General features: G+C 49.3%; 4 protein-coding genes. All 4 read right to left on the bottom strand.

The features are described 5' to 3' along the window. Position 1: 1 nt before the first annotated feature. Genes NFI80_RS16455 through NFI80_RS16440 form a run of 4 tightly spaced genes read right to left on the bottom strand, consistent with a single transcriptional unit; the run spans position 2 to position 13,332 of the window. Positions 2-2,017 carry a fibronectin type III domain-containing protein gene (locus tag NFI80_RS16455; RefSeq protein ID WP_235162015.1) on the bottom strand — a complete coding sequence of 672 codons (2,016 nt, stop codon included), beginning with the start codon at positions 2,015-2,017 and terminating at the stop codon, positions 2-4. A 27-nt stretch (positions 2,018-2,044) separates the two neighbouring features. Next, positions 2,045-4,042: a fibronectin type III domain-containing protein gene (locus tag NFI80_RS16450; protein ID WP_235162014.1), complete on the bottom strand. Its 1,998-nt coding sequence runs from the start codon at positions 4,040-4,042 to the stop codon at positions 2,045-2,047. A 13-nt stretch (positions 4,043-4,055) separates the two neighbouring features. After that, complete coding sequence (locus tag NFI80_RS16445; RefSeq protein ID WP_235165261.1) at positions 4,056-11,654, bottom strand: hypothetical protein; 7,599 nt, start codon at positions 11,652-11,654, stop codon at positions 4,056-4,058. Continuing rightward, positions 11,638-13,332, bottom strand: coding sequence for a hypothetical protein (locus tag NFI80_RS16440; protein ID WP_235165260.1), 1,695 nt, complete (start codon positions 13,330-13,332; stop codon positions 11,638-11,640). The genes NFI80_RS16445 and NFI80_RS16440 overlap by 17 nt, the downstream gene beginning before the upstream one ends. Positions 13,333-13,569 lie beyond the last annotated feature (237 nt).

Raw genomic sequence — 13,569 nt, 5'->3', positions numbered from 1 at the left:
TTTAATAAAGAAGTACTTTTTGTTTTACCAATGTCTTTTCACCATTCAGGACGGCAATGTAAATGCCGGCTGGAAGCTGGGAGAGGTCCAGGATCATGTTTTGGGACAAAGCCGCTGATTTCACTGCCATGCCGCGAGTGTTGTACAATGTCATCTGGCCTGTTGACGGGCGGTCGAGTGTGATATGGAGGATTTTATCGTATATAAAGATCAGGTTGGCCTGCGCTTGCGGCTCTGTGCCAGTAATGATCTGACTGGCAGCTACTTTCACAACGTCGCTATACGGTGATGCGCCCGCGCTGTTTACTGCTTTGATCCGATAATAATAGTCGTACACATCCAAAATCTCACGATCGGGGAATTGTGTTGTGTTTGCCGCCTGGCTTCCGATCTGCTTGAAATCTGCGTCCGGCTTGCGGGAACGCTCGATGATCACCGTCGTTGCATTGGACGATAATGTAGCCCATTTCAGCTGTACGAGATCATAGTCCACCGGCGTCGCGGTCAGGTTTTTGGGCTTATCCGGAATTGGCGCTTTGCGTGTGGTCGCATCTGCGACGTTGCTGTATGCCGATGGGCCGATTGCATTCACAGCCCGAATCCGGTAATGGTACTTTGTCTCAGAGCTCAGGTCTTTATTCTGATAACTTTTCACATTGGCCGCGAGGTCAGCGATTTTTGTAAATGTGGTCCCGTTGGTTGACCGGTCGATCTGAAAACCCGTTTCATTGCCTGAGACATCTTCCCATTCCAAATTGATCTGGTCATGGCTTACCGCTGTGGCGCTGAGCCTTCCCGGCGCATTTGGTGCAACGTCCAATGTTGTAGCGTCGGCAATGTTGGAAAAGCCCGACGGCCCTGAACCATTGACCGACCGCACGCGATACCAATATTTAGTGGCCGGTTGCAGTCCCGTATTTTCGTAGGTCGTTTTATTTGCCTCAATGTCCGCAATTTTGGAAAAGTTGGTGCCGTCTGTAGAGCGCTCCAGTTCGAACCTGGCTTCATTCGTGGCCTGGTCTTTCCAGGAAAGGTTAATCTGGCTGCTGCTAATGGTTTTGGCCGTGAGACTTGTCGGAGCGCCGGGCGGAACATCAAATGTAGTTGCTTCAGCTACATTCGAAAATCCCGAACTCCCGATCGCATTTTTGGCCAGAATCCTGTACCAAAATTTGGTTAATGTGGGAAGGCTTGTGTTGGAATAGCTTGTCGCGTTTGCTGGTATGTCTGCCAGTTTGCTGAAATTATTTCCATCCGAAGACCGCTCTAACTCAAATCCTGTCTCATTATCAGCATTATCCAACCACGTGAGATCGATCTGGCTGGAACTGACAGCCGTTGCGGAAAGGCCCGACGGCGCTGCTGGTTTGGGAAGCGCGCGGCTCACGCAGCTTTCATTCGAGTAACCTGATTCTCCTCCTGCATTGACCGCTTTTACCCGATAACAATAATTATTGCCCACGGTTGTCGTTCCGTCATTATAGCTGAGCGACCTGCTGTATGGAACTCGTGTAAGTAAATTGAATCCACCGCCGTTTTCCGAACGTTCCAGCAGGAAAGTAGTGCCATCGCTGTTGTTTCCCACCCAGGTTATGGCCATGCCGCGGCCGGAAATGTAAAATGCTTCCAGGTTGCTGGGATTTGCAGGCGGGGCCAGAGGTGTGGTAACACGGACTTCATTCAGCTCACCGCCGCAGGATTTGTCGCAAGAGGCCGTTACCCGGTAAATGTAGGTCCGGTTTTCCTGCACGGTTTTGTCCTGATACGAAAATGTGGTGCCAGATAAATTACCCGAAATCGCAGTAAAACGCTGGCCAAAACCGTCTTCTTTGCGCTCAACCACAAACACTTCCACCGAAGAAGGAAGCCGGTCCCAGGACAGGTCCACTTGCTGGTACGAAACCACATTGGCCCGTAACATGGCGCGCTGTGCAAGGCTGGTTTTCGGGAAAAGCAGCACAGTGCCGATGCAAACCAGGAGCAGTAAAAAAGTATGACGGAATGTTCGATTTTTCATTGTTCAGGAAGCCAGATGTAGCCAGTTTTATTTCCAATCAACTTTTACCGGATCGGTTGCGGCACTTTCGCGGTTATCGTCTTCTACGGCCACTATATGGTAATAGTAGCCTACGCCAGGCGCTGCTTCCCGGTCGATGAATGCATTTTGTGTCCCTGATGTGGATGCAACCAGCCTGGGCTTTTCGGTTTTTTCCGTAAAGCGGTATATCAAAAATTTCTCAGGGTTTTTCAAAGGCGCATCCCAGCTTACCAGCACGCCTTTATCAGTCGAAAGCACATTCAGTCCGTGGACGGGCAGCACGGCGTCCAGTGGTTTGTAATAGTCGATTTCGGTGCTGGGGCCGCTGAATTTTTCATTCAAACCATAAGCCTTAATGCGATAGGTGTACCGGACGCCTTGTTTCACGGTGCTGTCCGCGAAATTGTTCCGGTTGTTATCTTCATCCTTTTGCCGGTAAATCGCTTTGAATGCTTTTTCATTAGCCGCCTTTCTTTCAATGATATAACCTAAAATGTAGGGGTCAATGGATCTCATATTCTCCCAAACCAGCAATGCGCGGTCATTCTGGGGAATCATTTCAGGGTTGATCGGCGTTGCCAGCCGCTCGGGAAACCGCGGTTGCGAATAAAGGATCTCACTCATCGGTCCCATATTGTAGCTTGTATTTACAGCCACAACTGCCCACCGGTAACCTGTGCCCAAAGCCAGCTTTTTGACCGGAACCTGATATTTTAACTCCTTACCAGCCAGGATAATGTCGGAATAGCGTTGCAGGGAGTCCGTTTGACCGGCGGCGAAATAAATGTAATAGCCATGTGTATCAAAATCAGCCGGTTGCCAGCGAAAAGTAAGCGTGTCTCTGGATTCTTTCAGCTGAAAATGCGTGGGGGAAACCAATGCTGGCCGACTCGCTTTCAGCATTCCGGAAACTTTCACCGATTCGCCGGAAATGTCGTAAGTGCCGTTTAGCCGGATCTGGTAATAATATCCCTGCACCGGCTCCACACGATTGTCGTAGTAAACCGTATCCGTTGGGGTTGCTAAGCCGATTTTTTGAAAACCTGCATCAAATTTTTCGCTGCGCCAGATCTCAACCGAACGAAGATCCTTGGTCGAAGAAAGCTTCCAGGAAATGGCAATTGCATTTTCAGCTTCTTGTGAAACTGCGTTAATGTGGTGAATAACAGGGATTTCCTCCTGGGGGCGAAGATTGGCAATGGTAATGGTGTCCGACGCGTTGCTCTCATTTCCCAGAAAATCTTTGAGATAAACGACATAAGAATAAAGCATCTTGCGCCGCACATTCGGATCAGTGACAATGAGGAAAAGCGAATCTTTTTTTCCTTTTCTAAAACCCCATTCCGCACCGCATTCTGCAAAGTCGGTCTGCCCGTAAGTGGCCCGCAGAACGCGCGCGCCGGCAATGTAAGGATTGGGTTTTTTAAGTAGATATTGAATGTTAACAACCTGCCCGTTCGCATTTTGATTTACAGCCGTGGCAGTTGTAGCGAATTTTGAACCAGGCACTGAAACTGTTCCCGGGTTATGAAAAACCCCTACCCGCGATTCCAATGCGCGGACCCGATAATCATAACGCTTGCCCTGCATTACATCCGTATCCAGGAAACCGAGCCCTAATGCTTCCAGATATTGCGGATTTTCGCCATATGCACCCAGAGAATCCGCGTGTGCAGCATTGCGATAGCGCGTATATAGCAAAGCGGTAAGCGAATCGTTTGGGATCTCGTACATGGGGTTTTTGGTTGAAAGCAATGTCAGCCGGGCGATAAGGTCCCTTGCGCTCGTAGGGCCTTTTTCGGTAGTGCATACGGGTTGCCAATCGGGTTTGGCGGTTACTTTCCCGGTTTCCAGCCGCTCCACCACATATTGCGGGCCGTGTAACAATTTGTCAATCCGGATAAACACCCCATACGGACCGGCAGTAGCCTGCGGCTTTTGCGCATGCAAGGCAGCCGGGTAAAAACAAACGAGGATCAGCGCTCTATATAGTAGATTTTTCATATCAGCATTTTGATTATTGTTCTGTTACTGTGCAACCGCCTGTGCATGCTGTAAACATGCAGCCGGGTGTGATGGAGAGATCGGGACTGCTTCCGATTTTATATTGAGCTTTGCCGGCCAATGTAAGACAGAAATCAGCGGATGTTCCGGTAGTACCGCCGGTCAGGCCTTCTGTCAGCGTCACCGAAAATCCGGCCCCGATTCTGGAATTCATATCAACTGTAACGCTCTTCGCTCCCGGGTCGAGGGTTAATGTGCCGTCCACACCGCCATTGACGTGGATTTCACCGCCTGCGCTCAGCGAAAGTATGCTTCCATACGCATAAGCATGTGCGCCAATGCCCAGTCCTGTGCCTGTTGTGAATGCGCCATCGCTGTAATTACTGAACACATAACCGTCCACGAAGGCGTCCATTCCCACTTTATATCCGCCCACGCCTGGCAATGAAAGCTCGTAATTAAAGGATTTGATCAAAGGAACGGGCACTTCGCCGATGGCGTAAATTCCTTTGAAACCGTTGAACGAGCATGGTAATGCTTTGCGGTGGCTGTTTGTGAAAAGCACCTGCTGCGCTTCGCCGAGATCATTGCTGTTGTACACGCCCAGCATTAACCCGGCACGCATGGTTACCGGCACAATGAGCGGCACATTCTGCAATTCTCCGGTTGCCACCACGTAAAATCCGTTACCGTCCAACCTTACTTGCGCCATCCCATTCATGAAAGTCATTGTTGGCGGCACCGGGATGTTTGAAAGCTGCATTGAGCCGGTTAGCCGTTTTTTCTCGTGATCATATACCAGGCTCAGCCCGCCGAGGCCCGTATCAATGCCATCGAGCTTAATCTTCTGGCCTTCGGCTTTGATCTCACCGTAGGCAGTAAACGCAAGCCGGTTTTTCTCTTCTTCGCCCAGCATTTTGGAAAAACCCTGTGGTAACCCGGAGAATTTGAGCAGCTCCCATTGCTTATTGGTTACAGATTGGTGTACAAACACTTTACTAAGACCATTGCCGCCAAGTCCGACGCTAAGCCTTTTGAAATCACCGCCTTCATTATAATTCACTTCATCTTTTGCCGGATCTGTGAGGTCTGAAAGGTTGTCGTTCCATTTGGCCAATGTGGCAGGATTGGTCAGGTCCACATTGCGGCCGTGGGTAATGTGCGTTTCATTTTTGTTGTGTACCAAAAGAACATTATCCAGTTTCAGCTTATCCGGTTCCTCAATCTTACCCCGCATGGCTATCACACCTTCGCCGAAGAAGATAGCGGTGGACTGGCTTTTGTCCGCAGCAACATGCTGGCCGGCCTCGAAATTGAGATAACCTTTGGTTTGCAGCTTGTATCCGCCCGGGACAACGGTTTTGAGCTTCACAGTGCCCTGTGGTTTGGAATAAACAAATCGCATTGAAACATCCTGCGGCCCATTGGGGATGGCAGTGGACATCCCCGCATCAAATGCAAAGTAATCGGTGCCGGTTTCAATGGTGGTTGGGCGCACGTCAATGATGTTGAAAAACCGGAACGATTTGCTGCCCGAGCCAAATGACACCACGTCTTCGCCATTATCCAGGAGTGATAATGTTTCAAAATCCATTTTCTTCGAGAGGCCGGGAACCGCATTGGCAGGAAGCTCCGCGGCAGGCAGGCCGTCTTTGGGAACAACTACCATAGCCCAGTGCCCTTTCATATCCGATCCGGTTTGCGGATCGAATGCAAAATGCGGCTCGCCTTTCAGGTTCATTTTTGCCACGCCGGCCAGGTCGAAAGTACCGTTTGGATTTACAATCAGCTGATAAAAATCGTTGCGCAGGTTAAATTCGGTAATAGGGATATCCACTTTCCCTGTTTTTACAACGCCTGATTTGGAATAAAAACCACCCTTCTTATAATCGAGCTTCCAGTCGCGGATTTCTACGCTCCATTTGCCGGCCAGCGGGAAGGTGAGTGGCGTTTCTCCCGTTTTTACATCTACGGTGTTGTTCTTCAAAACCAGGTCACCGATCGTTACTTCCAGTTTTTCCGGCTGGGCGTTTTTCAGGGGACAGGTCATAACAGGATTGAGATGGATTTCATCGCCGATCAGCCGCGAGCCTTCCAACTTGCTGACCGCTTCGAAGTCAAGCAGCCTCAATGTCATGGGTTTACCATTTGCCTGGCAAATCCCAAAATTGGTCCACTTAATGTTGCTTTTTGCCGCGTCGAATGCGGTAACCATTGGTTTATTCGCTGGCTGCCCGGAAACCTCGGGGTCGTACAGGAAGAACTGGCCTTTGTCGTAATACAGCAGGTTGGACGAAAAGTTGAACGAGTTATCGAGCACCTGCGCTTTGGCCATGATCTTGCCGGTGGAAGTGCCGGGCGTTCTTACAATTTTGAGTTTGAAAAGCAGCCCTTCCGGGGAGGAAAGTTTGATGTTATACCTGGTCTTTTTAATGTCAACTTCCGGGGTAGCGTGGTAAAGGAGGTTATTCAGAACATTCGTTTCAAGTGCTACGGATTCTTCAACCGGAATGCCGAAACCCGGATTCTGGAGATCTGCTTTGAAAGCCACATTCTCAAAACGCACCCTTATACTCTTATCTACAATCGCGAATGGCCCTAATCCGCTGTCCGACAAGTCGATTTCGCCCGTAACCCCCATCGTTTTCGGGTCTATTTTTTCGATAGTGACTGGAAAGCCCCATAGCGACGCGATTTTGAATTTATCAAAAGCCGTTAATGTCAATTTTAATGATTGGCCGGATTGCTGCGGCATAAGCAATTTGCTGCCCGCTCCCACGTATGTAGTGCCCGCAGGCAATGGTGGATTGGAAACATTTTTCGGGTCAAAAATGGCCTCAATATTGATCGTGCTGCCATCCAGGGTTTTGGCTACATCCATTGAAAAAGAGCCATCCTTGCCCGTTACCGCGCTGTATTTCACGGGCGCATTGCCACCAGAAGCCACATACACTTCGGCTCCTTCGAGCGGGATTTCTGTTCCTTTTCCCGTGTTGACTACTACAACTCCTTTGACCGTCCTGGCCGGTTGAAGCACTACGACTTTGGTTTCGGCTGTTTTCGTTTCACTATTATTCACAGCTACTGTCCTGGTCACATAACCCGGCGCCGCGATTTCGACATACAGGTTGTCAATGGAAACATTCTTGAAGCGCGTTTCCACGATGCCATCGGTTTCACTTGCCCCAAACTCAAAACCTTTCGATTTCTTGCCAAAAAGCCGCACATATGCATTGGGAACTCCCTTTTTGGTTATTTCATCTTGCAATTTGAATATAATGCGGTGGTCCCGTTCGTAAATATTAATGTCGCCCACATCGATGGTATACCTGTTTGCTTGTAAGACAGGTTTTGGAAGTTGCGTTTTAATGTTTCTTTCTTCACCAAAATAGCTGATGTTGACAGGGAAAATTTTAAGCTGGGATGCCGTAGAAGGTGTTTTAAGGGCATATTTCCAGGTCCCGTTCTCAAATTTGGTCTTCACCATATTGCCATCGTCGGCCTGGGCATAGGCTTCAAGCGACGGTTCCGAGCTGACGACCATTTGATTGTAAGGCTGCGTTTGTACCGGTACGGAACTAACATTGCCGCTTGCTGCATTTTTACCAACTGTCGTTTTTGGTGTTGTTGTTTTGGTGGCAGCATCTTTCACATCCATAGTTGCATTATTGCCGGACACGTCAACAGTCGATTTCTGAATGGCATCAATGTCTATCGCCCTACCGGTGATGACCGTGTTAGGCTCCATTAAAACGCGGTCGTAGTAACTGTTCTGGCCTAATAACACGTCGCCGATATTGATATGGCCTTCATTCTTGGCCTGGTTCATCCAGGAAACATAGACATAGCCCTCCGCCTTAATGCGTACAGTTGTTTTGGTGCCGGGTTTGAGTTGGAATGGTTGCAAAATCCAGCCTTCATCATCCGTTATCATCATCAGGCTTGTGATCTGGCCGGCAGGCGATTCGTTTGGAATATAATTGAGGGTAACTATCGCATTTTTGATGCCCTGTGTTGGATTTGATTTATCTACAACCCGCACATTCACAGTTGGATTGCCTGGTTTCAGGTGACGGATGACAGGGTCCGATTCAAATGTTTTATATTGATCTGCGAAGACCGGCTCATACAAGGCTGACTGCGGGATCATTACCTTTTGGTTCACTTTCACGTCATGCAATTTCTCGCCAAGCCAGTAATTATTCACCGTTTTGCAGTCAACCAAATGACTTGCCCAGCGGTAGTCAGGTGCATGCTGTGTCACAACCTTTTTTTCATACTCTTCATTACTGAAAGTGCCAGAAGGGGTCCAGACTGTGGGGAAATTGGGGTTGTCCAGGTGGAATAGCTCCCAAACTGTTTTGCAATCAATTTTAGAGGCGTCGTACTGTGTTTTTTGTGCCTGTTCCGAACGCTGTATTTCCTCCTGCGTTGCATACGGCGAGAATGTTGACCCCCAGGTTTCGCTGACGGTGATCCGTTTGAGCGAAACAAGCTTATAGTTATTCAAACCGTCCACTGATGATTCGGTTGAAAGGTAATACGCATCGTCCTCACCATTGGCCATAACCATTCTTGGGAATTTAGCAATTCCGCTAGCGTCCGTTTCTGCGGTCGAAATCACGGTGAATTGTTTCATATGGAATGTCATGGTCTGTTTTGCACCAACGCCTTCGTCTGCGGGCGGTCTGCGGTCAGGACCTGTGGGTTTGTCCTTGCTTTTGATCCGGCGCAGCACAGACACCCTTATCCCGGAAAGGTCGTTTCTGATCCCGGCCTTTTGTTCATTCACCAAAGAAATTCCGGTTGTGTCCGATTTGGATTGCGTAATAAGCGTATAGCTTCTGGCCACTGCTGTTACCGGCCCGAAATCATAGGACCCCTGCGGTTTCATCACCTGGTCTTGTTGAATGCCGAATGTTTCGGTCGGGCTTGCATAATAGGGATTGTCCACCACGACGCGGATGCCGCGGATGTAGGCTACGGACGGCATCTTGAATTCTCCCTGGCCAGTTTCTTTGGTAGGCGGAAGCATTCCCAGTTCCATAGGTTTGGTCATCTTTACAGTGAATGTAAAAGAGCCGTCGGAGCCCGTTACTTTGGTATCGAGAGTCTGGCTGAAATCATGATGGAATTCCGAAAACTCGGCATAATTGCCGTAGCTGGTGCCGAATGTGGTTTTATCTGAACCGGCTGCTTTGTAAACCACTTGCAAACGCACCTGCGTGTTGGGCAATGCTTTCACTTGCGCACCTTCCTTACCCGCGTCAGCAAACTTGTATGTGAGCTTTCCGGTAAAAGTCATGGTAGGAGCTTCGTCGGTTTGAATGTTATAGGTGTATTTTTCAATGCGTGCGGGCGTTTCAGGCAGCTTTTCGGAAGGTTTTGTCTTGATAATTGGGTCGGCGTCATCGGGCGCAAGTCCGCAATCCGGGCAGTAGATCTGGTAGGCATCGTAGGATACGCCGCCATAAACAAGGTTATTGATCATCGCGCCGTATTCAGTATCCTTCTTGTTCAAGGCCACCATGCTGATGAACTGATAACCCTTTTTTTCGAGCTCTGCGATCACCTGCATACGCAGCGCAGCTTCACCGGATTTGCCGCTTCCGGAACTGCCTGGCCCATCCGACGAGGGATTTACATTCACATTTACCTTATTACCGACGCCGCCAACGGGCTGGTAACCGCTGTTTATTCCGGCTTGCACAGTTGCAGTTACGGGCCCGGACGATTGGTTTACTGAACCTTCAAACGGAAGCCTGTATTTGTCAAAATCTTTGGCAATGCCTGGTTTCCGGTAAATGACGAGGTGTTTTCCTTCCAGGTTGATGCCGGGAATGCCTGGCCAGTTTTTATATGAAATCTTGGCTGTTACGTCCAGGTTATAGCCGGCCGCCAGCCAGGTAATGTTCTGAACCTCATAGCCTTTTTGCTCGGCGCTGGACACCTGGAAAGTGTTGTCATCCTTGGTTTGGTAGTAGCCCGGCTCGGCCAGGCGCTGGATAAACGGATTCACCGGATCAACCATAAAACGGGTGTAAACCGTCGAATCGCCCAGCGCCTGAATTGAGGTTTTCAGAATTTTAATGGTATAGTTACCCGAAGCGTCGGATTTGCCATAAGCAACTGTTGCCCGGAACCTGTTCGGGAAAATTTTCATAAGAACAACCTGCGTGTTCGGAAGGATGTGCGGTGTGCCGCTTTCGCCCGGGAAACGATAAGCCAGCACGCCCCGGATCGTCAGGCTATCTGCCTCATTTCCTTTGTTTCTTTCAATCAGTGTAAAAGATCTTGGTTTTGAGACTAAAAGCGCTTCGCCCAGCTGCGCGCGGTTTCTTCTCGCTTCCGACATCCCCTGTAACTCGATCCGGACCTCATAATTTTGCCCGGTCGGCATGTTTGCAGGCAATTCCGATTTTTCGAGGCTAAGCTGCTCTCCCCGGACAAGCCGGTCGAGCACCACTGTGCCTTGGCCTCTTTTCTCGTCCGTTTTGATCACTACGCGATAACTGAGTTCGGCAAACTGCTCTACAATGGATTTTTTTGGTTGGGCCTCAAATGCTTTTCGTAATGTTTTTTCAAATTCTTCATCCAGCTTCCAGGTTACCAGGAACGGATTGTTACTGCCTACTTCGATGCTTGCATTGCGTTTTGCTGCCGGGCTTGTGATTGTAATGTATTCCAGATCAACCCCAAGCGGCATTTGCTGGCCATATATGAATGATTGAACAGGGCTCTTTCCGTCGTTCAGGAAATTGAGCCTTTGTCCGATGGGCTTCGCTTGTACGCGCCATGCGTAACGTTTTCCTTTTTGCAAAGGTGGCTGCTGCGGGCCGTATAAAAATGTCGTTGTTCGGAGATTGTTCACTTCCACGCCGGACCTTGGCAACACCATCGCATCTATATATACGTTAGGATCAACATTGGTTTCGGGCAGCTCCACGATCCGGATGCTGTATTCGACCTGATTAGGCAATATGCCCACAGGCGCCGACCAGGTGAAAAGCTGAGTTTGCGGTATTTTGACGGCGATTTCCTCATCGGCCATTGGCGAGATCAGGATAGGCGGCTCAATGATGCGGACAGGGATTAATCCGCTGCAGCCCATGGGGAATTCGGCGGATAACGGGCGGGTGGTGGCATTATCAAATGCCTGGACGCACAATTGATAGTTGCCTTCGGGAAGGGGTAAGCCGCGGTAAAGCTGGTCTTTATTCAACCCTTCGACTTCAATTTGGTTCAGCTCAAAAAGCCCTTCCAGTTCAGCCCGCGTAATCATTCTGTTCACATCCGTTGGCCGCAATTCCAACGGGCGCAACGGACGGTAATGCTGCGAAGTACGAATGACGACACCATTATCGCCTTCCAGTTTGCCCAAAAGCCGCACCGACAATGCCCGGCCCGAAAGATTGGAAATAAATACCTGAACGCGGTTGCCAGTGCCGGGATAATCCTGGATATAAGGACTGTAAGGCGGCAAAACATTGGTGGTGATGCGGATTTGATTTTGGGCAAAACCCGCATAAAATCCCAGACACAGAAATAGCATCATCCCGAAGCCAATGCTCCGTTTTGTGAAAGCGCTATATTTTTTAGAATGAAATTCCATAGCCGATATTTCCTCTGAGTTCGTTGAATTTTTCTGTTTGAATGCCCGTGTTCGAATTGAGATAATTGAACATAATGTTCAGGCTTTGCCTTTTTGCAAGCTGGTAACCCGCATTCAAGGAGGCTGTTAACACTTTTCCTGTTTCCCCAAACTGCTTATTGAACAGATAGGAGAAGTTGAGTGAAGTGTTCAGTTTCTTTTTTAAAAAACTATAATTCGTCCCCAGTGTAGGGCCGTAGAATTTTACTTTCTGATCCGTGGTCCCGGGCAAGGTTTGCGGAAGGCTCGTCTGCGTGTAGGAGAGCATTAAGTTCGCTCCGAACCCACTTTGACTGGCTTGCAGAAAATAGCCCAGGTTAGCATTCTGACTGTTATTTTCGGTTTGTACGGACGTGTTATCATTCAGGTCGGACAGTTGCTGATGTGAGCCGGTAAGGGTGAAAATGTGGGAAAAATCTTTGTCAAAAATGGAATAACGCACGTTAGCAGTTGCTGATAAATTGTTTTGGGCAATGCGGAGCGTATCGATCAATGGCCGGATTCCCGCGCGCTGGCTCAGCCCGTAATTGGAGAGCGAAACGTCGAATCCGAGGGTAGGGTCGGGGTTTAAAGAAACCATCATGGAACCTATGGAGCGGCCTGTGCGCGCGTTTTTATTTTGGGCCAGATTATCAAACTGCTTTCCGTAACTGCCAGCTAACCGCGCTTTTCCTTTGAGTAAATTCAATGTGACATTGCCCGTATAGCTCTGAATATCACTCTGAAAATAATAGGCGCCCATGGTCTGGAAATTAGGATCAATGCGTTTGTACTGAAATTTGACAGACCCCCATTTGCTTTGGTAACCCAATGCCGCCTGCGTGGCCTGGGTTAGCTGGGTGGAAAGCCTCGGCGTGATCAGCTTGCCTACGAGCCGGAACATCGGATTTTTACCCTCGGCCCCCACCTCAGATGCAGAAAGGTCCCGCGTATAGGAACTCGCCGCAAGGTCTGCTTCAACCAGGATGTGTTTGATCAAAAGCAGTCGTGAAGTGAGACCGATAACCATGTTTTCGGCTGGGGTGGTGTATTTCTCGGGAGACATCTGCACCCGGTCGATGGAGTTGGTATCATCACGGGCCCGGAGCATAACCAGGTCCACGTAATTGTTGGGCTTGCCATAACCTACTTTCACCGCATAACCCGTGCGTTTGAAAGACGGGATAACATTAGGATCGGAAAGTGTGGAGGAAATGGCTTTGTTGAAACGGCCATAAACAGCACCTATCCGCAGCATTCCGGGATTCAGCTCAATGCCTCCGCCCAGAAATGTATGACCTGCAAGCGTGAATGGCGAGAAAGATACATTGCGGTAACCTGCATGCGCAGTGGCCCATTTGTATGTGGGGCTCACGCCGAACTGGTTGAACGGCTGACGGAAACTGGCGCCCTGGTTGCCCAGCACAGCAGAAAATGGCAAAGAAATGCCGCCGGGAAGGGTTAATGTAACGGCCCCGCTCAGTCCAAACGGATTGGGTTGGTTGCGCCCGGCGATGCCGCTGGACGTGTACAGGCCAGCATAAGCATTAAGCCCTCCCGAAAGCTGAACCTGCTTGTTTTTAGGCGCGCCATCCTGCGCCCGCAGAAGGGAGCAGGAGCAGAAACAGAGGCAAATCAGTAACAAACCTGAGCGTCGCATTTGCAGAACAGTTTTGGGGTTGAATTAAAACCAGTCTCGACCTGACCGATTTTCCCGAAAGGTATCTGCGCACCTGCCGCTGTTCTTTTTATAATCGATGAACGACATTCAAAAATCGATGAAGGATTTTTAACGGAGCTATGGACACGAAATTCAGAAGCAGGACAAGGGTAAGGTTGCTTTCAAATTTTCTTTCCTATTCATAACAATCATTGATTTTTAACATGAAATACACAC

It is taken from the genome of Dyadobacter chenhuakuii (assembly GCF_023821985.2).
Classification (GTDB): Bacteria; Bacteroidota; Bacteroidia; order Cytophagales; family Spirosomataceae; genus Dyadobacter; species Dyadobacter chenhuakuii.
Note: the sequence above shows the minus strand (reverse complement) of the source record. Positions and strands in the feature narration are given on the sequence as shown.